The organism is Achromobacter sp. 2789STDY5608615 (genome assembly GCF_001298995.1).
GTDB lineage: Bacteria > Pseudomonadota > Gammaproteobacteria > Burkholderiales > Burkholderiaceae_B > Achromobacter > Achromobacter insuavis.
Genome location: NZ_CYTY01000005.1, coordinates 132,091 through 154,287, shown reverse-complemented (window position 1 = coordinate 154,287; position 22,197 = coordinate 132,091). Strand labels below are relative to the sequence as shown.

At 67.7% G+C, this 22,197-nt stretch carries 20 protein-coding genes and 1 tRNA gene; 13 read left to right on the top strand and 8 right to left on the bottom strand.

Annotated features, from left to right (window positions below; all coding sequences use genetic code 11):
* Nucleotides 1-29: 29 nt before the first annotated feature.
* The 8 genes from AOZ49_RS06230 to AOZ49_RS06195 all read left to right on the top strand — a co-directional run bounded on the left by AOZ49_RS06230 (nucleotide 30) and on the right by AOZ49_RS06195 (nucleotide 9,493).
* A complete protein-coding gene (locus tag AOZ49_RS06230; RefSeq protein ID WP_054433523.1) occupies nucleotides 30-2,255 on the top strand; it encodes a glycoside hydrolase family 31 protein in 2,226 nt (741 codons plus the stop codon).
* A 173-nt stretch (nucleotides 2,256-2,428) separates the two neighbouring features.
* Nucleotides 2,429-3,517 (top strand): methionine ABC transporter ATP-binding protein, encoded by a 1,089-nt coding sequence (locus AOZ49_RS06225; protein ID WP_054433524.1) that lies wholly within the window; start codon nucleotides 2,429-2,431, stop codon nucleotides 3,515-3,517.
* Nucleotides 3,474-4,127 carry a methionine ABC transporter permease gene (locus AOZ49_RS06220; protein WP_006388812.1) on the top strand — a complete coding sequence of 218 codons (654 nt, stop codon included), beginning with the start codon at nucleotides 3,474-3,476 and terminating at the stop codon, nucleotides 4,125-4,127. Before AOZ49_RS06225 ends, AOZ49_RS06220 begins: the two co-directional genes overlap by 44 nt.
* Nucleotides 4,128-4,180: 53 nt before the next feature.
* Nucleotides 4,181-4,978 carry a MetQ/NlpA family ABC transporter substrate-binding protein gene (locus AOZ49_RS06215; RefSeq protein WP_006392982.1) on the top strand — a complete coding sequence of 266 codons (798 nt, stop codon included), beginning with the start codon at nucleotides 4,181-4,183 and terminating at the stop codon, nucleotides 4,976-4,978.
* Between the two features lie 217 nt (nucleotides 4,979-5,195).
* Nucleotides 5,196-5,271 (top strand) — tRNA-Lys (locus AOZ49_RS06210).
* A gap of 232 nt (nucleotides 5,272-5,503) precedes the next feature.
* A complete protein-coding gene (locus AOZ49_RS06205; RefSeq protein WP_054474686.1) occupies nucleotides 5,504-6,010 on the top strand; it encodes a sigma-70 family RNA polymerase sigma factor in 507 nt (168 codons plus the stop codon).
* Nucleotides 6,007-6,999, top strand: a complete 993-nt coding sequence (locus AOZ49_RS06200) for a FecR family protein (RefSeq protein ID WP_054474631.1) — start codon at nucleotides 6,007-6,009, stop codon at nucleotides 6,997-6,999. The genes AOZ49_RS06205 and AOZ49_RS06200 overlap by 4 nt, the downstream gene beginning before the upstream one ends.
* Nucleotides 7,000-7,102: 103 nt before the next feature.
* Nucleotides 7,103-9,493, top strand: a complete 2,391-nt coding sequence (locus AOZ49_RS06195; protein ID WP_054474630.1) for a TonB-dependent siderophore receptor — start codon at nucleotides 7,103-7,105, stop codon at nucleotides 9,491-9,493.
* 11 nt (nucleotides 9,494-9,504) lie between these two features.
* On the opposite strand, the gene AOZ49_RS06190 is transcribed toward AOZ49_RS06195, so the two are convergent.
* The 6 genes from AOZ49_RS06190 to AOZ49_RS06165 all read right to left on the bottom strand — a co-directional run bounded on the left by AOZ49_RS06190 (nucleotide 9,505) and on the right by AOZ49_RS06165 (nucleotide 14,440).
* Nucleotides 9,505-9,936, bottom strand: a complete 432-nt coding sequence (locus AOZ49_RS06190) for a RidA family protein (RefSeq protein WP_054474629.1) — start codon at nucleotides 9,934-9,936, stop codon at nucleotides 9,505-9,507.
* 119 nt (nucleotides 9,937-10,055) lie between these two features.
* Nucleotides 10,056-10,343: a hypothetical protein gene (locus tag AOZ49_RS06185; protein ID WP_054433528.1), complete on the bottom strand. Its 288-nt coding sequence runs from the start codon at nucleotides 10,341-10,343 to the stop codon at nucleotides 10,056-10,058.
* Between the two features lie 117 nt (nucleotides 10,344-10,460).
* The gene (locus tag AOZ49_RS06180; protein WP_054474628.1) at nucleotides 10,461-12,077 is read right to left on the bottom strand and encodes a methyl-accepting chemotaxis protein; all 1,617 of its coding nucleotides are present in this window, start codon (nucleotides 12,075-12,077) and stop codon (nucleotides 10,461-10,463) included.
* A 184-nt stretch (nucleotides 12,078-12,261) separates the two neighbouring features.
* Complete coding sequence (locus tag AOZ49_RS06175; RefSeq protein ID WP_054433530.1) at nucleotides 12,262-13,173, bottom strand: LysR family transcriptional regulator; 912 nt, start codon at nucleotides 13,171-13,173, stop codon at nucleotides 12,262-12,264.
* 410 nt (nucleotides 13,174-13,583) lie between these two features.
* On the bottom strand, nucleotides 13,584-14,003 hold the full coding sequence (locus tag AOZ49_RS06170) for a hypothetical protein (protein WP_054433531.1): 420 nt from the start codon (nucleotides 14,001-14,003) through the stop codon (nucleotides 13,584-13,586).
* Nucleotides 14,000-14,440, bottom strand: coding sequence for a Fur family transcriptional regulator (locus tag AOZ49_RS06165; protein ID WP_054433532.1), 441 nt, complete (start codon nucleotides 14,438-14,440; stop codon nucleotides 14,000-14,002). Before AOZ49_RS06165 ends, AOZ49_RS06170 begins: the two co-directional genes overlap by 4 nt.
* Nucleotides 14,441-14,550: 110 nt before the next feature.
* On the opposite strand from AOZ49_RS06165, the gene AOZ49_RS06160 reads away from it, so the two are divergent.
* From AOZ49_RS06160 to AOZ49_RS06155, 3 genes are all read left to right on the top strand, one after another.
* Nucleotides 14,551-15,330 (top strand): helix-turn-helix domain-containing protein, encoded by a 780-nt coding sequence (locus AOZ49_RS06160; protein ID WP_006392995.1) that lies wholly within the window; start codon nucleotides 14,551-14,553, stop codon nucleotides 15,328-15,330.
* 210 nt (nucleotides 15,331-15,540) lie between these two features.
* Nucleotides 15,541-15,699: a hypothetical protein gene (locus tag AOZ49_RS32390; RefSeq protein WP_156333492.1), complete on the top strand. Its 159-nt coding sequence runs from the start codon at nucleotides 15,541-15,543 to the stop codon at nucleotides 15,697-15,699.
* Entirely contained in the window at nucleotides 15,696-16,559 is an 864-nt protein-coding gene (locus AOZ49_RS06155; protein ID WP_054474627.1) for an alpha/beta hydrolase, read from the top strand. Before AOZ49_RS32390 ends, AOZ49_RS06155 begins: the two co-directional genes overlap by 4 nt.
* Before the next feature lie 13 nt (nucleotides 16,560-16,572).
* Here the strand turns inward: AOZ49_RS06155 and AOZ49_RS06150 are convergent, their stop codons facing one another.
* Nucleotides 16,573-17,046: a YkgJ family cysteine cluster protein gene (locus AOZ49_RS06150; protein ID WP_054433534.1), complete on the bottom strand. Its 474-nt coding sequence runs from the start codon at nucleotides 17,044-17,046 to the stop codon at nucleotides 16,573-16,575.
* Between the two features lie 216 nt (nucleotides 17,047-17,262).
* Between AOZ49_RS06150 and AOZ49_RS06145 the strand changes: the two genes are divergently transcribed.
* Complete coding sequence (locus AOZ49_RS06145; protein ID WP_054474626.1) at nucleotides 17,263-17,898, top strand: DNA-3-methyladenine glycosylase I; 636 nt, start codon at nucleotides 17,263-17,265, stop codon at nucleotides 17,896-17,898.
* A gap of 4 nt (nucleotides 17,899-17,902) precedes the next feature.
* Here AOZ49_RS06145 and AOZ49_RS06140 read toward each other — a convergent pair whose 3' ends face one another.
* Nucleotides 17,903-19,828, bottom strand: coding sequence for an LTA synthase family protein (locus tag AOZ49_RS06140; protein ID WP_054474625.1), 1,926 nt, complete (start codon nucleotides 19,826-19,828; stop codon nucleotides 17,903-17,905).
* Nucleotides 19,829-20,124: 296 nt separating this feature from the next.
* Here AOZ49_RS06140 and AOZ49_RS06135 point away from each other — a divergent pair, with 296 nt between their 5' ends.
* Nucleotides 20,125-22,197, top strand: coding sequence for an AsmA family protein (locus AOZ49_RS06135; RefSeq protein WP_054474624.1), 2,073 nt, complete (start codon nucleotides 20,125-20,127; stop codon nucleotides 22,195-22,197).

Sequence of the window (22,197 nt, the reverse complement as noted above, 5' to 3'; positions counted from 1 at the left end):
GGTTTTTGGCTTAAGCCGGGGGATGCTCTGTGCCGCCCAAGTTCGACTTTGCCCATACTACCCAGCTCGACACCATCGAGCTGCTGACGTCCCGCCCCAGTCGCATCGATTTCGACGCGGGCGATGGGTTGCACCTGGTAGTCGAGGCGCATGCGCCTGGTGTGTTTCGCCTGCGCTGCGGCGAGGCGAACCACCTTACCGATGACAAGCCCGGCGCGCGCGCGCGCGCCGTGGCCGAGATGCTGCTCGCGCGCCAGGAGGCGGTGGGCGAGGCCGCCATCGCCCCGCGCGAAGGCGGGGACGGTTGGCGCATCACCCAGGGCGATGTGGCCCTGGAGCTCCAATCCAACCCGGTGCGCTTTGCGCTCTATCGCAATGAAGAGCGGGTGTTCGAGTCCGAGGTTTCCGCGCATACGCCCGCATTCGGGCACAACGCGCTGGACCAGGCCGACGACGCGGTCTGGACGGCGGGCTTCACCCTGCTGCCGGACGAGCGCGTGTACGGCCTGGGCGAAACCCCGGGCGACCTGAACCGCCGCGAAGAATCCGTGGTCTCCGACGATCCCGAGCATCGCGCCCTGCCGCTGGCATGGAGCCCGCGCGGCTGGGGTCTGTACGTCAACACCATGCGCCGCGTCGAGCACGCGGTGGGCACGGCGCCGGCCGATTCGGCCTACGTCGTCAGTGTCGACGACGTGGTGCTGGACGTGTTCCTGTTCGCCGGCGAGCCCGCTGAAATCCTCAACCAGTACACCGCGTTGACCGGCCGCGCCGGCCAGCCCGTGCTGTGGGCGATGGGCGCGTGGCTGCAGCAGGCCAGCGGCGAAATGCCGACGCAGACCGTGGCCCTGCTGGGCCGCATGCGCGAGAACCAGATCCCGGTCGACGCCGTGACGCTGGCGCAGCCGGCGGCGTGGGGCTTCCAGGCCGACAAGACCGTGTTCGAATGGGATGCCCAGCGCTTCCCCGACGCCAAGCAGATGCTGGCGCTGTTCCACAAGCACAACGTGCACGTGGCCGCGTCCGGTTTTCCCGGCGTCATCAAGACCAGCCCGTTGTTCGAGGAACTCGAAGACCGCGGCTGGCTGCTCACGCGTGAAGACGGCTCGGCGCAGGTGTTCGACGGCATCGCCGCCACCTCCGGCCAGCCCTACGGCCTGCTGGACCTGACCTATCGCGACATCTACAACCTGTGGGTCGAGCGCCATCGCCAACTGGTCGAGGACGGCCTGGACGCGCCGGCCTGCGACGCCCAGATCGCCATCCCCGACGGTGTCACCGCCCGCAATGGCGAGACCGGCCCGGCGCTGCGCAGCATGTATCCGCTGCTGGTGCGCCGCGCGCTGTTCGACGCCGTCGCCGGCCTGAAGGTGCCGCCCGAAGGCGTGGTGCCCAGCACCGACCTGTTCCCCGCCGCGCAGCGCCTGCCGTGGCAGGTGGGGCCGCAGGTCGACAACACCTGGGAAGGCCTGCGCCATACCCTGCGCACCGCGCTGTCGATCGGCGCCTCGGGCCTGCCGGTCCAGGTGCACGGTATCGGCACCGGGTCGCGCGGCACGGCCGACATGACGCCCGAGCTGTACCTGCGCTGGCTGACCGCCGGCGTGTTCTCGGCGAACTTCTCGTTCCAGGGCGTGAATGGCCTGCTGCCGTGGGACTTCGGCGACGAGACGCTGGCCCAGGTCAAGACCTGGATGCAGTGGCGCTATCGCCTGGTGCCCTATGTGCTGGGCGCCATCGAGGATGCCGCGCGCACCGGCCTGCCGGTGCAGCGTTCCATGGCGCTGTCGTTCCCGAACGATCCGCACGCCCACGAATGGGATCTGCAATACCTGCTGGGCCCGGCCCTGCTGGTGGCGCCGATCACCGCGCCGGGCAAGCAGGTGCGGGTGTATCTGCCCAAGGGCGAAGCCTGGTGGGACCTGAACACCGGCCATCGCTACGAAGGCGGCACCACCTGGACCATCGATTGCGATCATGGCCAGTTCCCGGTGTTCGGGCGCGAAGGGCACATGCTCTGTCTGGGTCCGGCGGCGCAGCACACGGGCGAATTCAATTCGGCCCGCATCCTCGACGAAGTCTGGATGTTCGGCATGCCTGTGCATAACCCGGTGGTCATGCGTAACAAGATCCGCGTCATGCAGATGCAGGGCTCCAGCTACATCAAGGGGCTGGAAGGCCTGCGCATTTCGCCGTCGGAAGGCCTGGAGGTCAAGCGCCGCGGCGCCGAGGTCCGTATCTCCCGCGCTCGTTGAGCCAGGCGGGGCTGGTCCGCCGGCCTCCGATGCAAAAAGGGCAGTCAGGAAGGCTTTCCTTCCCGACTGCCCTTTACGTCTTTTTGTGGACGTATTCTATATTACTGTCAGTTATTAAAAATGGAAAAAACGGTCGTTCTCTTTAGAAGAGAAAAGATACAAAATCGCTTGCCATGATTCAGATCGAGAACCTATCCAAGACCTACGCCACGCCGCACGGCCAGTTCCAGGCGCTGCGTGGCATCAACCTGCACATCCAGCAGGGCGAGGTCTTCGGCATCATCGGCCCCAGCGGGGCCGGTAAAAGCACGCTGGTCCAGTGCATCAATTTGCTGGAGCGTCCCAACGAGGGCTCCATCGCCATTGGCGGCCAGGCGCTGACCGGCTTGAGCGAGGCGCAACTGCGCGCCCAGCGCCGCCGCATCGGCATGGTGTTCCAGGGCTTCAACCTGCTGTCGCGCCGCACGGTGTACGGCAACGTGGCGCTGCCACTGGAAATCGCCGGCGTCGCCAAGAGCGAGATCCCGGCCCGCGTCGAGCGCCTGCTGGCGCTGGTGGGCCTTGAGCACCTGCGCGACCGATATCCCAGCCAGATCAGCGGCGGCCAGAAGCAGCGCGTCGGCATCGCGCGCGCCCTGGCCAACAATCCGGACGTGCTGCTCAGCGACGAAGCCACGTCCGCGCTCGATCCCGAGACCACCCACAACATCCTGGCGCTGCTGCGCGACATCAATCGCAAGACTGGCGTCACCGTGGTCATGATCACGCACCAGATGGAAGTGGTGCGCGAAGTCTGCGACCGCGTGGCCGTGCTGTCGCAGGGCGAAGTGGTCGAGATGGGCAGCACCCGCGAAGTGTTCGCGCAGCCGCGCCACGAAGTGACCCGCGCCATGGTGTCGGCCGCGACCGCCTCGGACCTGACCGACGCCACGCTGGCCGCCGTTAAGCAGCGCATCGAGACGCTGGCCGCCGCCAAGCCGGGCCAGGCCGTGCGCCTGCTGCGCCTGTCGCTGACCGGCACCGACGCGTCGGGCTCGTTCCTGTCCGACCTGTCGACGCAGTATTCGCTGGACGTGGGCCTGGTGCAGGCGCGCGTCGAAGACATCCAGGGCGTGGCCGTCGGCACGATGTTCGTGCTGGCCCAAGGCGCGCCCGCCGCGGTCAAGGACGCCATCGCCGCGTTGACCGCCCGTGACATCACCGTTGAAGAAATTGCTCATGAGTCCGCAACTGATCGACCTGCTTATTACGTCGCTGCTTGACACCCTGCTGATGGTGGGCGTGGCCAGCGCCATCGCGGTGCTGGTCGGCATTCCGCTGGGCGTGATCCTGACCGTCACCGCGCGCGGCAACATGCTCGAGAACCAGGCCGTCAACCACGCGCTGGGCGCGGTCATCAACGCCACCCGCTCGGTGCCGTTCGTGATCCTGATGGTCGCCATCATTCCGTTCACGCGCCTGGTGGCGCAGACCTCGATCGGCACCACCGCGGCCATCGTGCCGCTGTCGGTGGCCGCGATTCCGTTCATGGCGCGCATCGCCGAGAACGCCATGCGCGAAGTCGATCCGGGCCTGATCACCGCCGCGCGCGCCATGGGCGCGTCGCCGATGCAGATCATCATGAAGGTGCTGCTGCCCGAGGCGCTGCCCGGCCTGATCGCCGCCACCATCGTCACCGTGGTCAGCCTGATCGGTTATTCGGCCATGGCCGGCGCCATCGGCGGCGGCGGCCTGGGCGACCTGGCGATCCGCTATGGCTACCAACGCTTCCAGTCCGACGTGATGGCCGCCGTGGTCATCGTGCTGATCGTGCTGGTGCAGCTGATCCAGAGCCTGGGCGACCGCTACGTGCGCCGCATCTCGCACCGTTGAACGCAGGCTTTCCTCATCCTTCTCCTCCTTCCGACATTCGGGAAATTCGCAACATGAGCATCAAGGTTTTGAAGTCGCTGGCCGCGTTCGCCCTCGGCGCCGCCGTATTCGCCCAGCCCGCGCTGGCCCAGGACAAGCCGCTGAAGGTCGGCGTCACGGCCGGCCCGCACGCCCAGATCTTCGACGTGGTCAAGCAGGAAGCCGCCAAGCAGGGCCTGAACATCCAGGTGATCGAGTTCACCGACTACGTGCAGCCCAACGTCGCGCTGGCCTCGGGCGACCTGGACGTCAACAGCTACCAGCACCAGCCCTACCTGGACAACGCCAACGCCGACCGCGGCTACAAGCTGGTCAGCATCGCCAAGACCGTGATCTTCCCGATCGGCATCTACAGCAAGAAGATCAAGTCGCTGGCCGAGCTGAAGGAAGGCGCCCGCATCGCGCTGCCGAACGATCCCACCAACGGCGGCCGCGCCCTGTTGCTGCTGCAGGCCAACGGCCTGATCAAGCTGCGTCCGGAAGCCGGCCTGAAGGCCACCCCGATCGACGTCATCGAGAACCCGAAGAAGCTGCGCTTCATCGAACTGGACGCCGCCCAGCTGCCGCGTTCGCTGGACGACACCGACGCCTCGGCCGTGAACACCAACTTCGCGCTGGAAGCGGGCCTGAACCCGGCCACCGACGCCATCGCCCAGGAATCGCCCAACTCGCCGTACGCCAACGTGCTGGTGGTGCGTGAAAAGGACAAGGACCGTCCCGAGTTCGCCAAGCTGGTCAGCATCTATCACAGCCCGGCCGTGAAGCAGTTCATCGAGACCAAGTTCAAGGGCGCGGTGGTGGCTGCCTGGTAAGCCAGGATCGCCTCTCCGATGCAGAACGGCCGCGCAAGCGGCCGTTTTTCGTTGACGCGCGCGGGGCGGCCATTTTCCATTGTCCCGCCGGGCCGACCGGAGGGGCGTGTGCACTGGCGCGTCGGGCGGGTCGCGAACGGATGTTGCGTCGTTGAGGCGCCTCGTCTCTATTTTTTGACAAGGTCTGCGAAATCAGCCATAATTTCTGGCTTCGGTCGGGCTGATAGCTCAGTCGGTAGAGCAGCGGACTTTTAATCCGTTGGTCGCGAGTTCGAGTCTCGCTCAGCCCACCACCCCAATTTGCCGGAGCAAATGCCTGCGAGGTTGTTCAGGTCTTTGTTCCAGGCGGCCAGATTGCCTCTTGCGCCGCCGCATCGAAAAGACGCCGCTTTCATAGCGGCGTTTTTTTTTGCGACGCAGGTCTTGCCGCGGTTTTCTTCTGGCAGGGGCAGGGCCAGCATCGCATCCCGGCGGGGGAATCGTGTCATAATCAATAACGATTCCCATTTCCCTATTTTGTGCGCCGTGGACTCCCATCTGGCCAGAAACGCCCGCTTCGCCAGCATCTACAAAGACGATCATCCGTGGCTCGAGCGGCGCTTGCGCGATGGCCTGCGCAATCGGGAAGATGCGCAGGACGTCGCCAGCGAGACCTTCACGCAGCTGCTGCAGGCGCCGGCGCTGCATCAGTTGCTCGAGCCACGCGCGATGCTGGTCACGATCGCGCGACGCATCACCTGGCGGCTCTGGCGCAGGCGTGAACTGGAGCGGGCCTGGCTCGACATGCTGCGCATCCAGCCCGAACTGGTGGAGCCTTCGGCGGAGAGCCGCTACCAGACCTTGCAGGCATTGCAGGCCCTGGACGCCGTCCTCGATGGCTTGTCCTCCAAGGCCCGCATGGCGTTTCTCTACAGCCAGCTCGACGGCATGACGCATGTCGATATCGCCGGCCGCCTCGCTGTGTCTCCCACGATGGTGCGCAAGTACATCGCCCAGGCCTTGCAGCGCTGCTGCGCAGCGTTCGACGCATGAGCGCCACGCCCGCCACCGAGGCGCGCGAGGCCGCCATCGCCTGGCGGCTCTGTCTGTCGGGGGGGGGCGCGGCCACCGAAGCCGACCAGCGCGCATTCGAGGCCTGGTTGGCCGCCAGTCCGTCGCATCAGGCGGCCTGGCACCACCTGGAGGCCGCGCTCGGCAGCGCGCTGCACGCCATCGATCCCCGTCTGTTGAGCGCTTCCGGCGCGTTGCGGCGTTCCCTGCTGCGGCCGCAGGAGGCCCAGCGGCGTCGATTGAACAAGCTGCTCCTGACCGCCGGCGGGCTGTTCGGCGGCGCCGTCTGCCTGGACCGGTTCCTGCCGCTGACCCACGTGGCGGCGGACTATCTGACCGGCACCGGACAGCGCCGCACCGTGGCCTTGCCCGATGGCGCCATCATGGAACTGGACGCGCGCACCGCGGCCAGCGTCGATTTTTCGGGCGGGCGGCGGCGGGTGCGACTGGAAGCGGGCGCCATTGTCGTGAGGCTGGCCGACGGCGCCGACGCGGTTGGCGGAGCGTCACCGTTGCGCATCCAGACCGCGCAAGGCACGGTGCTGCCGCGCAGCGGCAGCGTCCTGGTGCGATGCGCCGAGAATCGCAGCCAGTGCGTGGCGCTGACCGGACAGGCCGGGATCGTCACCGTGGGCGGCCAGCAGCGCTTGCTGGCCGAGGGGGAGGGTGCGTGGTTCGACGCGCACAGGATCGACCCGGTCCAGGCGGCGCAGACCCATGCGGCCGCCTGGCAGGAAGGGCGGATCGAGGTCCACGACGAACCGCTGCAACGGGTGATCGACGCGCTGGCGCGCTATCGCCCCGGCTGGATCCGGGTGTCTGCCGCCGCCAGCCGCCTGCGGGTATCCGGCCTGTTCCCGCTGGACGACACCGAGCGCGCCCTCGAAGCCCTGCGCCACACGCAGCCGATCACCCTGCGCCGCTTCGGCGCCTGGCTGGTGATGATCGACGTCGCGACGCGGCAGGCCTGAGGCGCGCTTGCCGCGCCACGGAAAATTTTCCGCACTGGGTGTTTTTTTGGCGACGCCATTGCACATACATGGAACGCGTCTTCACGCAATCACGGAGTGTTCCATGTTCTGCTTCAGGTTCCCGGCTTCCCGCGCGCTGGCCGCGCTCGCCTTCGCCGCCGCCGTCCCGGTCCAGGCGCAAGTCGCCCAGGAGGTCCGGTCGTACCGCATCGCGGCCGGCCCGCTCGACGTCGCGCTGACCCAGATCGCGCGGACCGCGGGCGCGGTGATCTCGTATTCGCCCGAACTGGTGGCCGGCAAGATGGCGCCGGCGGTCTCCGGCGACCTGACGCTGCGGCAGGCCGCCGGGCGCGCGCTGGCCGACTCGGGCCTGGAGCTGTCCACGGCGGCGGACGGCACCCTGACGCTGCGCCGAAGCGCGACGGGCGTTGCCACGCTGGCGCCGGTGAGTGTCGAGGGCGCCACGCTGGGGCCGGTCACCGAGGGCTCGGGCGCGTACACGATCGGTTCGATGAGCACCGCGACCAAGTTCCAGCTGTCCCAACGCGAGACGCCGCAGTCGATCAGCGTGGTGACGCGGCAGCAGATGGATGACCGGGGTTTCCAGTCATTGGACGAGGTGGCGCGCGATACCACCGGGCTGACCACGCGCCAGATCGGCGGCGGCGAGCGGACCCAGTTCTTCTCGCGCGGGTTCGAGATCAGTTCCTTCCTGGCCGACGGGGTGCCGCTGGGCTACGACTACGACACGCAGGGCGTCGCCACCCTGGCGATGTATGACCACGTGGAGGTGCTGCGAGGCGCCTCCGGGCTGATGACCGGCGTGGGCAATCCTTCGGGCACGATCAATCTGGTGCGCAAGCGGCCGACCGCCACGCCGCAGTTCTCGGTGACGACCAGCGCGGGCAGCTGGGACAACTACCGTGGCGAGGTCGATGGGTCGGGTCCTCTGAACGCCAGCGGCAGCGTGCGCGCGCGTGGCGTGGTCGCCTACCAGGATTCGCGCACTTTCAAGAAGGCGTACGAGCATCAGCGGCAGCTGTACTACGGCACGATCGAGGCCGACCTGGGCGCGAACACCACGCTGAGCGTGGGCGGCTACTACAACCGCGAGGACAACCCGGGCGCCGACTGGAACGGCCTGCCGACGCGGCGTGATGGCTCGTTCTACGACTTCAAGCGGTCGACCCGCCTGACCCCCGACTGGGCCTACTGGAACAAGGAGAACTCCAGCCTGTTCGCCGAACTGGACCACCGTTTCGCGAACGGCTGGAAAGGCCGGGTGACGGCCCGCGTGCTGCGCTCGAAGCTGGACATGCTGGGCACGTATCTCTATCCCCTGGAGGATTCCGAGGACTTTGGCCAGGGCGCGGGCCAATACGCCTACGACAAGACGCAGCACAGCATCGACGGCTACCTGAGCGGTCCGTTCCAGTTGTTGGGCCGCACCCATGAACTGGTGCTGGGCGGCAGCTTTCGCCGCAACAAGGACGATGACGGCCCGGGCGGCTGGCCCACGGATTACAACGTGATCGTCGATCCGATGAACTGGGATTCCAGCGCGGTGCCCAAGCCCGCATTCACCTACCCGTGGTCGCGCAAGGGCCACCAGCGCCTGTCCAGCGCGTACGCCACCACCCGGCTCAGCCTGGCCGATCCCCTGACGCTGATGGTGGGGGCGCGCGTCGATTCGTATGAATACCGCATGACGCTGAAGTCCGGCGACTACGTCGATCCGGCCGGCTACAAGGTGAGCAACGAGATCACGCCCTACGCCGGGCTGGTCTACGACCTGGATGCCCACCACTCGGTCTATGCCAGCTGGACCTCGATTTTCCAGCCGCAGAACTACCAGACGGCGACGGGCGCATTGCTGGATCCGGTGACGGGCACCAATCTGGAGGCCGGGATCAAGGGCGAGTACTTCGACGGCAGGCTCAACGCCAGCGCCGCGATTTTCCAGATCAACCAGCGCAACCTGCCGGTCACGCAGTTGCAGTCCACTTGCGCGAACCCGACCCAGTCGTGCTATTCGCAATCCGGCGAGGTGCAGAGCCGGGGGGTGGAGCTGGAACTGGCCGGCACGCTGACGCCGGGTTGGCAGGTCATGGCCGGCTACACCTACAACCAGTCCAAGTACCTCAAGGATTCGGAGAACGGTCCGGCCGGCACGCGCTATGACACGCAGACGCCGCGCCACCTGTTCAAGCTGTCCACCATGGTCACGCTGCCCGGCGCGCTGAACGCATGGCGCGTGGGCGGCGCGGTCCGCCTGCAAAGCCCGATCAGCCTGCCGCGCTACAACGTGCGGCAGGCGGGCTACGGCATTGTCGATACGGTCGTGTCGTACCAGGCGAGCCGCAACCTGGACCTGCGCCTGAACGTGTACAACGTCTTCGACAAGTATTACTACCAGGCGATCGGCAGCACCCAGGACAACAACCATTTCGGCGCGCCGCGGTCGTTCCTGCTGACCGCCAAATACACCTTCTGAGTCAGGGGGGGTCAAAGCGGCAGCAGCGCCGTCGCCTCGATCTCCACCAGCATGCCGTCCAGCGCCAGGCGCGGCACCGGGATCAGGGTGCAGGCCGGCGCCAGGTGGATGCCCCAGCGCGCCTTGATCTCGTGGGTGAACAGCGCCAGGCGTTCCTGGCTGTGATCGACCACCAGCACGGTCAGCTTGGCGACATCGAACAGCGTGGCGCCGGCGCCTGCCAGTGCGGTCTGGACGTTGTCGAGCGCCTGGCGCACTTGCAGCACGAAGTCGGGGTGCAGCTCGCCCCGGGTGTTTTCACCGCCCTGGCCGGCGGCGAACACCAGGCGCGCGGGCGTGTCGGCGACGGCCACGTGCGAGTAGCCGTTGGGACGGGGGTCGTACAGGCCGGGCGGATTGAGGAAGGCGAGCGAGGGCAGGGCGGGGGTGATGCGGGACGACATGCTGGACTCCGGGAACGATTCGTCTTGTTGGAGCGCCAGTATCAGACCTCAACCACGGTTGAGGTCAAGGCAGGCCGCCAGGCATCACTTGTCGGCCGGGGCGACGGATCCGCGCCGGATCAGGACAGCGTGCGCGGCGGCATGGCCGACAGGTCGGCCAGGCTCAGGCCGCAGCCGCGGGCGCGTTCGGCCAGGATGGCGCTGTGCTGCAGCGCCCGCTGGCTTTCGGCCAACAGCACGTCCAGCTGTTCGTCGAGGGACGACGCCATGGCCCAGGCGCGCTCGGTGAACTCGGCCGAAAAGGCGTCGGCACAGGATTTGCAGATGGCGGCCCCGTTTCTTTCCAGCAGGGGCGCGCCTTGCGCCAGCGTCGATAGGCAAAAATGGCAGGCGAGGGCGCGGCTCATGCGTCGTGGGCTCGTGGTCGGTTTGAGGCCCGGCGCGGCGAAGGCCGCGGGGCCTGACCTACAGGACAACGGCTGATCGGACGAAGTCTTAAATCGCCGCGTGGCGGCGGCCCGCCGTCAGGCGACGTAAGCCGGGCGCAGCGGGGCGGCGATGGCCTGCGGCGTGACGTCGATCACGGTCTCGGCGGGCAGCTTGAAGAACGCGGCGGTGGCCGCCAGGCGCTTGGCCTGTTCCTCCAGCGAGGAGGCGGCGGCCGCCGCTTGCTCGACCAGCGCGGCGTTCTGCTGGGTGACGTCGTCCATCTGCGTGACCGCGCCGTTGATCTGGTCGATGCCGATGGACTGCTCGGTCGAGGCTTCGGTGATCTCGGCCATGATCAGGGTGACGCGCTGCACCGAGTCGACGATTTCCTGCATGGTGTCGCCGGCCGCGCGGACCTGCTCGGCGCCGCTGTCGACATTGCTGGAGGATTGCTCGATCAGGTCCTTCACTTCGCGCGCCGCCTGGGCGCTGCGCTGGGCCAGGGTGCGCACTTCGCCGGCGACCACCGCGAAGCCCTTGCCCTGCTCGCCGGCGCGGGCGGCCTCGACCGCGGCGTTCAGGGCCAGGATATTGGTCTGGAAGGCGATGCCATCGATCACCGAGACGATCTCGGAGATGCGGCGCGAGCTTTCCGAGATGCGGGCCATGGTTTCCACCACCTGGCCGACGGCCTGGCCGCCGCGCAGGGCGACGCCACGGCTTTCGGCGGCCAGGCTGTTGGCCTGGTGCGCGTGCTCGGTGTTCTGCTTGACCGCGGTGGCCAGTTCTTCCATCGACGCGGCGGTTTCTTCCAGCGAGGCGGCCTGTTCCTCGGTGCGCGCCGACAGGTTGGTGTTGCCCGACGAGATCTCGGCGGCGCCGGTGTTGATCTCGGTGACGCTGCGGCGCACTTCGCCCACCGTGCGGGTGAGGCTTTCCTGCATGCGCTTGAGGGCGGTGAACAGCACGCCGATTTCATTGCTGGAATTGACCGCGACGCGCTGCGTCAGGTCGCCGGAGGCGATGCGGTCGAAGTGCGTGGCGGCGTCCTTGAGGGGCTGCAGCACCTGGCGGCTGATGAAGCGCCAGCAACCCAGCGCCAGCGCGGCCGCCAGGACCAGCATGATGATGGTGGACAACTCGGCGCGTTCATAGCGCAGGTCGGATTCGGCGTTGATGGTGGCGCTGCGGCGTTCGGTGTGCTCGAGGAAGCTGTTCACACGTTCGGCGAAGCGGGCGTCGGCGCTGCGGGTGTCGACCACGGCGGCGGCGTAGCCCTCGGCCGACTGCTTTTGCAAGGAGGCTTCCAGGGCCTCGATGCTGCGCACGTAGGCGGTGAAAACGCTTTCCAGCTCGCCGGCCAGCTTCAGGCCGGCCTCGGTGTTCTTGCGCACGCGCTGGTACACCGCGAATTGCTTGCGCGCATCCTGCAGGTATTGGGTGGCCTGGTCGATGCTGCCTTGCGCCTGGCTGCCCTTGCCGGACACGATGTCCAGGTAGGCGGCCACCAGCGTCAGCCGGCTGCGCAGCAGCAGCGTCTGCGTTTCGTACAAGGGGCGGGTCTGCTCGGTGGCGACCGAGTTCAGGTCGTCCACCGCGGCATCGGCATCGCGGGCGTAGATCCAGCCCATGCTCGTGGCGGTTGCCAGCGCCAGGACGAAGATGGCCATCACGGCCAGCAGGCCGGTGCGTATCTTCAGGTTCTTAAGCATGGTGGGGAGGCTCCTGTGTGTGTCTTGGGGCTGACCCGTCAAAGCGTGGTCTCGGAAAATCCGGCTGACTGTAAATTTGAATTACAAATTTAACAATTGATCATTTTTCATCGAGGCATTCTGCTTTCGGCAATGCTGCCGCCGCGCCTGGCTTTCCTGCGCGTTGGCGGGCCCGGCCGCGGGGTCAGAACAGTTGGGGAGCGTCGCTGCGGATGAAGCGCAGGAAGCGGTGCGCGGCGTCCGACAGGGGGCGCGAGGCGTGCGTCTGGAACTGGAGCTGGCCGGCGTTGAGCAGCGCGTCATTGATCGGGCGGCAGATCAGCCGCCCGCTTTCGAGGTGTTCGGTGGCGGTCAGGCGGGCGCAGAGGGTGACCGCGTCGCTGGCCTGGACATAGTGATAGGCCGCGCCCGGCAGGTTCGAGGTGAAGGCCGGCGACAACGTGATGTTGTAGAGGCTGCAGGCCATGTCCAGCACCTGCCGCAGGGCGCTGCCGCCGTCCGGCAGCGCCAGCGGATAGGCCGACAGCTGCGTGATGTGCAGCGATTCGCTGGCGGCCAGCGGGTGGCCGGGGCGCATCACCGCGACGATCTCGGCGGGATGCGAATAGATCACGGCGATGTCCTTTTCCGCCGTGTGGCTGTAGGTGACGCCGATGTCGGCCTGCGCCGAACGGACCCGTTCGGCCACCAGGCCGGCGTCGAGGATGTGCAACTTGAAGCGGATGGTCGGGTGTTCGGCCTGGAAGGCGGCGAATTTGCGCGGCAGGGCGTAGGCGGCGAAGCCGGGCGCGCCGGCGATCTTCACGGTCTGGGTGTAGCGGCCGTTCTGGCCGTCGATTTCGGCATAGGTGCGGGCGGCGTCGGCCTCGACGCGGCGCGCATGGTCGGCCAGGATGCGGCCGACTTCCGTCACCCGCATGCCCTTGGGGTGGCGTTCGAACAATTGGTTGTGCAGGCGTTGCTCCAGGCCGGCGATCTGGCGGCTGACGGCCGAGCTGACGACGTTGAGCCGCGCGGCGGCGCCATTGACGGACCCTGTGTCGACGACAGTGAGAAAGTAACGAAGCGCGGTGCTGTCGAATTGGAATCGCTTCATTGATGTGCGTGCCGTAAATCTCAATGTCGAGTCCGGGCGGCTGGCAACCGCTATGAACAGCGCGGGAGGCGGCGGTCCTTGGGGTGGCCGCGCGCCGTGCCGTCTTGTGAACGCCACGGCCAACGGCGTCGGACCACGCAAGCGAGGGTGGGTTGCGCCGCGGGATGAGCGCTTTCCGGGAGCCCGGCGCGCTGCAATGCCAGCCCCGGGAGCCTGCGGGACAGGCGATTGGGCCAGTGGTGGAATTTATTCCAGCAACACCTTTTGCCACAATCGCAAATTTATCAATATTGCATTCTAATTTCGGCAATAAGCCCTGGCGCCGGGATTTACGGCCGTGCGCGGGCCGGATACGCAAAAAAAGCGCGCCCGAAGGCGCGCTTGAAAGCAGAGTGCAAGCGTGGTGCGCGTCAGTCGATCACGAAGCCGCCGGGGCCGGCCTGGCCGAGCAGTTCGCGCGCGCACTGCACCGCTTCATGCGGCGTGGCCACGGCCAGGAACGGCATGCCGAAGGCCCGCGCCATCTTCTCGCCGCGCTTGCGGATCTTGTCGAGCGCGCCGGCGTCGCGTTCGACGGCGATGAACGCGCGGCAACGCGCCTTCAGCCGCGGCATGTTGGTGGTCTGCCAGTCGATCATGGCCTTGCGGTCGTCGTGGCTGGCCTCGGTGCGCATGTCCGGCACCACCATGACGAAGGTCTGGGGGTTGTCGACCAGCATCTCCATCTCGCGGATCCAGCTGGCGGAATAGCCGGCCGGCGCGCTGCCGTGCCTGGCGGTGACGATGGGGAAGTGGGATAGATCGTGGAAGAAAAACTGGTCGCGGTTCATTCGAATTCTCCGATGGAAGGGGCGGGCGCGGCCTTGCGGCAGCCGCAGCCGCCGTAAAGCACCAGGCTGTAGGAATCCAGCGCGAAGCCGCGTTGCCTGGCGATATCGCGCACCAGCTGCGCCATCGCGGGGTCGCTGGATTCCTGGATCCGGCCGCAATGGCGGCAGACCAGGTGGTCGTGGTGTCCCTTGTCATTCAACTCGTACACGGTGGAGTGCGAGTCGAGCTGAGTACGTTTGAGCAGTCCGGCGTCCTCAAGTTGCGTGATGACGCGATAAACCGTGGCCAGGCCGATGCTGCTGCGTTCCGAGATGAGGTTGCGGTAGATGTCCGCCGCGCTCATGTGCTGGTCGGCGTGCTGGTGGAAGATGTCCAGGATCTTCAGGCGCGGGAAGGTGGCTTTGATGCCGGCCACGCGCAGGCGGGTATGGTCCATGTCGATTCTCCATTCGGGGGGGGGCGATGCCCGATTGATGAGAATGATGTACATTTTCAAATGACCCCGCTAACGGGAATCCGTCAACCTGTAGCTCAAATCTGCCAACCATGCGCGTGACCGTGGTCCACAACGCCTTGCCCGATGTCCTGCTGACGCCGTTCAGCATGCGGCATCCGCGCGCGTCCAAGGGGCTGTCCGTGCCTGACCACGTGCACAACGAGGGCATGCTGGTGCTGGTGCACGAGGGCCTGGTGCTGGTGCAGTCGGGCGCCGAGGTCTGGACCGTGCTGCCGGGCAGCCTGGGCTGGATTCCGCCCGGCGTGACGCACGCCGCGCGCTGGTTCGGGGAGGCGCGCGGGTCGTTCCTGTACGTGCGGCCCGACGCCTGCGCCCGGCTGCCGGATCATTGCCGCTCGTGGCCGTCGTCGCGCCTGATCGACGCGCTGATGGAACGCTTCACCACCAGCCCGCCCGGCGAGCTGTCCGAGGCCTACCTCGAGCAGCTGTTCGAGGTGCTGCTGGTCGAGGTCAAGCAGCGCGAGCACGCGCCGGTGTTGCTGCCGATGCCGGACGATCCGCGCCTGCAGGACCTGGCCAACACCCTGCTGGGCACGCCCGACGATCCTTCCGGCATCGACGAATGGGCGCAGCGGCTGAACATGTCGACGCGTACCCTGATGCGCCGTTTCCGCCAGGAGACCGGCGTCACGCTGGGCCAGTGGCGCCAGCAGGCGCGGCTGCTGCGTGGCCTGGAAATGCTGTGCCGCGGCGGTTCGGTCACGGAAGCCGCGCTGTCGGTCGGCTACGAAAGCACCAGCGCCTTCATCGGCAACTTCCGCGCCGCCTTCGGCATGACGCCCACGCGCTATCTGGCGGGCCGGGAATAAGTCTTCGACGGGCCGCCGGCCGGTCCGGGGCCGCGTGGCGGCAGGCCGCCAACACCCGTCGCCGGCCGCGCCCTCCAGCCCTGGCCAGCCTTTACGGATCTTCACTTTTTCCCGACAGATTTGCGGATCTTCGCGGATGCCCTTTGCCTACCATGGCGGCAGGGTAGGACAGGTCTTCTCGTCCTGCCCTCCATGCATCAAGGGTGTTCCATGACTTGCCAACCTTTCCTCGCTTTCTCGCCGGCCGGGAGCGCCGGCGCCGCCGCGGCTCCGACCCCGGTCCTCGCCTTCGCCCACGTCCTGGCGCGCCTGCTGGCGGCCACGCGCGCCGCCTGGCAGCTCGATGCCCCGGCCGGGAGCACGCCGTGACCACCCCGCGCACCGGCGCGTTGCTGATCCATGGCCTGGGCGGCACGGAATTCGACATGGGCTCGCTGCACAAGGTGCTGGCGCGCGCCGGGGTGGAAACCCATGGCGTGACCCTGCCCGGCCACGCGGGGCGGCCCGAGGACCTGCTGGACGTGCGGGTCGAGGACTGGATGGACGTCGTCACCCGGCGCTACCGCGAGCTGTGCGAACAGTACGAGGTGGTGCACGTCATCGGCATGTGCCTGGGCGCCTTGCTGGCGGCCGAACTCTGCAAGCGCGAGTCGCACACCCGCGGCGCGCTGGTGTCGCTGTCGGCGCCAGTGTTCCTGGATGGCTGGAGCACGCCCTGGTATCGGGGCCTGCGCTATCTGCTGTATCACGTGCCGGGCGTGCCGCGCCGCATCCGGGTCGAGGAAGAAGACCCGTATGGCGTCAAGAGCGAGCTGGTGCGGGCCTTCATCAAGGCGGGCTTCGCGCGCGGCGACGGCTTTCACTACCAATGGGTGCCGCTGGCGTGTGTGCGGCAGGTCGATCGCCTGCGCGGCATGGTCAAGCGCGGGCTGGAGCGGATGCGCTGTCCGACGCTGGTGATGCACGCGGTCGAGGATGAGCTGACCAGCCCGCGTTCGGCGCGGCTGCTGGGGGCGCGGATTCCCGGCGCGTCGGTGGTGCTGCTGCAGGACAGCTATCACATGATCTGTGTCGATCACGAGCGCGAGCGCGTGATGCAGAACGTGCTGAGCTTCCTGGGCAAGGATCCGGGCATCGTGCGCGTGCGGCGTCGCGACAATGCGCCGCGGGCCGCGCGTGGGCAGGAGGCGCAGGCGGGCGCCGAGGGCATGCTGGTCGCCGCCCGCTAGGACGACAGGCGTTTCAGGCCGCGGCCGGCTGGTCGGGCTGGTTGGGGTGCGACGGGCCTTGCGGATCGTTTTCCGCGTCGGGCCGCGGCGGCACCGCCGGCAGGCCCAGCGCCAGCCGCAGGCGCTGGCAATCGGGATTGGGCGAACCGTCGGGCATCCAGATGTCGAACTCGCGGCAGGGCGTGGGGCGGTTTTCGTAGATCGCGCAGTGGATGCCGGGCTGGCCCAGTTCGCCGCGCAGCGAGACGCAGCGGCCGCCGCCCATTTCGGTGCCCTTCATGCAGGCCCGCAGCGGGCTCATCTGCGTCACGAGATCCAGCGGCACCTGGCCGCCATTTTCGCCGGCCAGTTCACCGATATAGAACGACACCCGGAAATGCGAACAACAGGCGCCGCAGTCCAGACAGGGATTGGTGGCGGGGTTGTTGTCGCCGGCCAGCAGGGCGGGCGATACCAGGGTCAGGGCGGCTGTCTCGAGCAGGGACATGGCGGTGGATCCGAAAGCCTGTCCGGCCCCGGCATGACGCAAAACGGGCTTGCATGCCGCAAGCCCGCCTGGCCGATCCGGGGCGCGCTCGGGCACGGCCGGCGCGGGATCAGGGCGGGAAATAGTAGCTGGATTCGGCTTGCGGCCGCTACGACTTTTTTCGGGGACGTTGCTGCGGTAGCATCGGAAACCCGATAGCCGCCAGGACGCTTTTTCATGACCGCAAACTCCGCCTTTTCCGACGGCCTCGCCCGTTGCGCCTGGGTCGACACGTCCGCCGAATACATGGCGTACCACGACAACGAATGGGGCCGTCCGCAAGGCGACGACCGCGCCCTGTTCGAGCAACTGTGCCTGGAAGGATTCCAGTCCGGCCTGAGCTGGCGCACCATCCTGAACAAGCGCGAGGCCTTTCGCCGCGGCTTCGCCGCGTTCGATCCGGCCAAGGTCGCGCGCTTCGGCGAAAAGCAGGTGCTGGCGCTGCTGGCCGACGCCGGCATCGTGCGCCATCGCGGCAAGATCGAAGCCGTCATCAACAATGCCCGGCGGGCGCTGGAAATGATCGAGCGCGAAGGGTCGCTGGGGGCGTTCTTCTGGCGTTTCGAGGCGCCGCCGGGATCGCCGTCCACGCGCGGCGCGTCGACCTCGGCGCAATCCGAGGCCCTGTCCAAGGCCCTCAAGAAGCTGGGCTGGAAATTCGTCGGCCCGACCACGGTGTATGCCTTCATGCAGTCGGTCGGCATGGTCAACGACCACCATCCCGATTGCCACTGCCACGGTCCCAGCGAGCAGGCGCGCAAGGCATTCCGGCGGCCGGCGATCCGGCGGCCGGCGAACCGGCGGCCGACGTAAGCGCCTATCCGGCGGCAGCCGGCGTCTTCGCGTCCTGCGCCACGGCGGCCGCGCCCGGAATGCAGTAGCGCCCTTCGCGGTAGGCCCAGCTCGGCCACAGCGCGTGCGCCAGCGCCTCGTCGGCCAGCGCGGGATCCAGCGGCGCCGGGGCATAGTCTTCCGGTGCGGTGTAGCGGTACTGCACCGGCGTCTTGTTCGGCGCCAGCACCAGCAGGTCGTTTTCCTTCAGATAGCCGTAGGTGTTGTCGTACTGCATGATGGCGCGGCCCGGCGTGCTGCGCGTCAGGTCATGGCCGAGCATCGGGTGCTCGGTATCGACGCCGATCAGCGACAGCAGCGTCGGCGCCAGGTCGATCTGGCTGATCAGGCGGTCGTCGCGCCGCGGTTCGACGCCGGCGCCCAGGATCACGGCGGGAATATGGAAGTGGCGCACCGGCACCAGGCTGGCGCCGAACACCCGCGAGTCGTGGTCGGCGGCGATCAGGAAGACGGTGTTCTCCCAGTAGGGCGCGGCCTTGGCGCGCTCGAAAAAGCGGCCCAGGGCCCAGTCGGCGTAGCGCACGGTGTTCTCCACCGTGGCCGGGTTGCCTTCGGTCTGGATGCGGCCCGCCGGGTATTCCCAGGGCGAGTGGTTCGAGACGCTGAAGGCCAGCGTGAAGGTGGGCTGGTCGCCGTCCTCGCGCAGCAGCCGGTCGAGCTGGTTGAACATGTCCTCGTCCGACGCGCCCCACGTGCCGACGAAGGCCGGATCGACGAAGTCCTCGCGGTCGACGATCTGGCGAAAGCCGTTGCCCAGGAAAAAGCCCTTCATGTTGTCGAAGTGCGATTCGCCGCCGTAGATGAAGCGCGAGTGGTAGCCATGGCGGCCCAGCAGGTCGGCCAGCGAGAAGAAGCCGCGCTGCGAGCGCGGCAGCTTGAGCACGGCCTGCGCCGGGGTCGGCAGGAAGCCGGTCACCACCGCTTCCAGGCCGCGCACCGAGCGCGTGCCGGTGGCGTAGGCGCGGGTGAAGGTCCAGGCGTCGCGCGCCAGTGCGTCCAGTTCGGGCGTCAGATCCATGCCGCCCAGGCCGGCGCTGTACTGCGCGCCCAGGCTTTCTTCCAGGATGATGACCAGGTTGAGCGGCCGCGCGGTCTTGCGGCTGGCGGGCTGGCGATGCAGGCTGGGGTAGTCCGCGTTGGCCGGCGGATAGGGCAGGCCGGCCTGCGTCAGCACACGACGCTGCATGTCGTCGTCGTCCATGCCGCCGTACACGGCGGAGGCCGACTTCTCGTTCTTCATGCTGTAGACGGCGTAGAACACGTTGTAGAGCGAGTTCAGCGCCAGGGTGTTGAGCATGCCGTCGGAGCTGTAGGCCACCGACGACGGGTTGATGGGCCGGTGGCCGAGGGTGCCGCGGATCGCCAGGATCACCACCGCCAGAATTGCCAGGCTGGCCAGCGGCATCTGCCACCAGGCCAGGGGCGCGTCGGGCACGGCGTGGCCGAACAGCGCATAGCCGCCCCAGCCGATCAGCCCGAGGGCGCCGAAGCCGCCCAGCAGCGCGCCCTTGTAGCCGCGCCACAGCATGCCGGAGACCTCGCGCGGGTGCTTCAGGTATTCGACGAACAGGCGGTTGGGGCGGGTGTCGTATTCGAGGATGAAGGGCGGGGTGGCGACTTCCAGGAAGGCCAGCAGGATGAACGCGACCAGATACCAGATGCCGGCGGCGGTGGCGGCGAACGGCAGGTGGCCGAGCCAGGGCGACAGCACGATCGGCAGCGCGGCCAGCACGCCGATCTGGTGGGCGTCGATGCGCAGCCCGCCCAGCAGCAGGGGGGGCAGGCCGCCGGCGTTGCGCACCCGCTGCCATTGCCATGCGGCCAGTGCCAGGCGGCTGAGGGTCAGCAGCGCAAAGGCCGCCACCACGAAAATCAAGCTCGAATGCCGCATCGGGCCTCCAGGTAGTACTGCTGCTCCGTCCCCGGGGACGGTTGCGGGTCGATCGCCGCGCATTTGAACAGGGCGGGCGTCAAAAAATCGGTAGGAATTATTCCGTCCACGGCGGGCGAACGGCCGGTTCCCGCCCGGTCGCTTTGTAACTTTTGCCGACCGCGCTCTATGACACGGAAAAATCCGTACACATTATGGGGCCGGCAAGCTTAACCCGCCGGGCGCGGCGCGCTACCCTTGAGGGTAAATAGGGCCGGGGCATCGGCGCTCCGGCGGCAACGGCAAGGATGATAACGATGACGCGCAAAACAAAAATAGCGGTCGGGATTGTGGCCACCCTCGTCGTCCTGGTGGCGGCGCTGGTCGTGCTGGTCGCCACCTTCGACTGGAATCGCGCCCGGCCGATGATCAACGAACGCGTCAGCGCGGCCATCGGACGGCCCTTCGCGATCAACGGCGACCTGACCGTGGAGTGGTCGCGCGAATCGGACGAGGGCGGGTGGCGCGGCTGGGTGCCATGGCCGCACATCGTGGCCAATGACATCAGCGTCGCCAACACCGAATGGGCCCGCGTGCCGGAATTCGCCACCCTCAAGCGCGGTGAGTTCAGCCTGTCGCCCCTGCCGCTGCTGGCCCATCGGGTCGTGATCCGGCGCATCCAGCTGACCGAGCCCGCCGCCGACCTCGAACGCCTGGCCGACGGCCGCGCCAACTGGGTCTTCACCCTGCCCGAAACGGGCGAGCCGTCGCCGTGGGTGCTGGACATCAATGAAATCGGCTTCGACAAGGGCAGTGTCGGCCTGTCCGATGCGATCCTGCAGGCCGACCTGACCGTGCTGGTCGATCCGCTGGGCAATCCGGTGCCGTTCGCCGACGTGGCCGGCGCCGCCTTCGTGCCGGAAGACGCCGCCGCGGCGGCGCCGCGCGACTATGTCTTCGGCTGGAAGGTCGACGGAAAATTCAAGAACCTGCCCACCAAGGGCGAGGGCAAGGTCGGCGGCATGCTGGCGCTGCAGGATCCGAAGCAGCCCTTCCCGGTGCAGGCCGACGTGTCGATCGGCGGCACCAAGGCGGCCATCACCGGCACCCTGACCGACCCCGCCAACCTGGGCGCGCTGGACCTGCGCCTGAAGCTGTCGGGCGGTTCGATGGCGCAGCTGTATCCGCTGACCGGCGTGACGCTGCCCGACACGCCGCCGTATTCGACCGACGGCCACCTGGTGGCCAGGCTGCGCAACGCCGGCGGCGCGGTGTTCGAGTACCGTGACTTCAACGGCCGCGTCGGCAACAGCGACCTGCATGGCGATGTGACGTTCTCGCTGGCCGCGCCGCGTCCGAAATTGACCGGCAAGCTGTCGTCCAAGCAGTTGCGCATGGCCGACCTGGGGCCGCTGATCGGCGTGCAGTCCGGCAAGCCCGCCCCGGCCCAGGACAAGCCCAAGGACGCGCCGGCCAAGCCGCCCGACGGCAAGGTGCTGCCGACGCAGGCGTTCCGCACCGACCGCTGGCGCGACATGGACGCCGACGTGGCGCTGGAGGCCGGCCGCATCGTGCACGACGCCAAGCTGCCGCTGTCGGACCTGACGGTGCACGTGATCCTGCAGGATGGCCAGTTGACGCTCGATCCGCTGCGCTTCGGCATGGCCGGCGGCAGCATGGCCGCCATCGTGCGGCTGGACGGCTCCAAGGCGCCCCTGACGGGCCGCGTCGAGATGCACGCGCGGCGGCTGCGGCTCAAGCAGCTGTTCCCGGCGACGGCGTCGATGCAGAGCGCGCTGGGTGAATTGAATGGCGACCTGGCGCTGTCGGGCACGGGCAATTCCGTGGCCGCGCTGCTCGGCTCGGCCAATGGCGACGTGAAGATGCTGGTCAACGACGGCGTCATCAGCCGCAGCCTGATGGAGATCGCCGGCCTGAACGTCGGCAACTACGTGGTCTCGAAGCTGTTCGGCGACGACGAGGTCAAGATCAATTGCGGCGCGGCCGACCTGGAGATGAAGAGCGGCGTGATGACGCCGCGCGTCTTCGTGTTCGATACCGAGAACGCGTTGATCAACATCACCGGCACCACGGACTTCAAGAACGAGAAGCTCGACCTGGACATCACGCCCGACAGCAAGGGCTTCCGCATCTTCTCGCTGCGCTCGCCGCTGTACGTGCGCGGCACCTTCGGCAAGCCGGACGTGGGCGTGCACGTGGGGCCGCTGGCCGCGCGCGGCGCGGGCATGGTGGCGCTGGGCGTGATCCTGACGCCGGCGGCGGGTCTGCTGGCGCTGATCGCGCCCAGCACCACCGACGACAATTCTTGCGGCGCGCTGCTCAAGCAGATGCGCACCCCGCCCAAGGCGCCGGCGCCCAAGGGCAAGTAG

What these genes read in the sequence shown, in the direction of transcription:
- AOZ49_RS06160 (WP_006392995.1), top strand. Translation starts at nt 14,551, where the DNA reads ATGCGCGTGACCGTGGTCCACAACGCCTTGCCCGATGTCCTGCTGACG.
- AOZ49_RS06220 (WP_006388812.1), top strand. Translation starts at nt 3,474, where the DNA reads ATGAGTCCGCAACTGATCGACCTGCTTATTACGTCGCTGCTTGACACC.
- AOZ49_RS06145 (WP_054474626.1), top strand. Translation starts at nt 17,263, where the DNA reads ATGACCGCAAACTCCGCCTTTTCCGACGGCCTCGCCCGTTGCGCCTGG.
- AOZ49_RS06215 (WP_006392982.1), top strand. Translation starts at nt 4,181, where the DNA reads ATGAGCATCAAGGTTTTGAAGTCGCTGGCCGCGTTCGCCCTCGGCGCC.
- AOZ49_RS06135 (WP_054474624.1), top strand. Translation starts at nt 20,125, where the DNA reads ATGACGCGCAAAACAAAAATAGCGGTCGGGATTGTGGCCACCCTCGTC.
- AOZ49_RS06180 (WP_054474628.1), bottom strand. Translation starts at nt 12,077, where the DNA reads ATGCTTAAGAACCTGAAGATACGCACCGGCCTGCTGGCCGTGATGGCC.
- AOZ49_RS06185 (WP_054433528.1), bottom strand. Translation starts at nt 10,343, where the DNA reads ATGAGCCGCGCCCTCGCCTGCCATTTTTGCCTATCGACGCTGGCGCAA.
- AOZ49_RS06165 (WP_054433532.1), bottom strand. Translation starts at nt 14,440, where the DNA reads ATGGACCATACCCGCCTGCGCGTGGCCGGCATCAAAGCCACCTTCCCG.
- AOZ49_RS06190 (WP_054474629.1), bottom strand. Translation starts at nt 9,936, where the DNA reads ATGTCGTCCCGCATCACCCCCGCCCTGCCCTCGCTCGCCTTCCTCAAT.
- AOZ49_RS06150 (WP_054433534.1), bottom strand. Translation starts at nt 17,046, where the DNA reads ATGTCCCTGCTCGAGACAGCCGCCCTGACCCTGGTATCGCCCGCCCTG.
- AOZ49_RS06195 (WP_054474630.1), top strand. Translation starts at nt 7,103, where the DNA reads ATGTTCTGCTTCAGGTTCCCGGCTTCCCGCGCGCTGGCCGCGCTCGCC.
- AOZ49_RS06175 (WP_054433530.1), bottom strand. Translation starts at nt 13,173, where the DNA reads ATGAAGCGATTCCAATTCGACAGCACCGCGCTTCGTTACTTTCTCACT.
- AOZ49_RS06170 (WP_054433531.1), bottom strand. Translation starts at nt 14,003, where the DNA reads ATGAACCGCGACCAGTTTTTCTTCCACGATCTATCCCACTTCCCCATC.
- AOZ49_RS32390 (WP_156333492.1), top strand. Translation starts at nt 15,541, where the DNA reads ATGACTTGCCAACCTTTCCTCGCTTTCTCGCCGGCCGGGAGCGCCGGC.
- AOZ49_RS06200 (WP_054474631.1), top strand. Translation starts at nt 6,007, where the DNA reads ATGAGCGCCACGCCCGCCACCGAGGCGCGCGAGGCCGCCATCGCCTGG.
- AOZ49_RS06140 (WP_054474625.1), bottom strand. Translation starts at nt 19,828, where the DNA reads ATGCGGCATTCGAGCTTGATTTTCGTGGTGGCGGCCTTTGCGCTGCTG.
- AOZ49_RS06225 (WP_054433524.1), top strand. Translation starts at nt 2,429, where the DNA reads ATGATTCAGATCGAGAACCTATCCAAGACCTACGCCACGCCGCACGGC.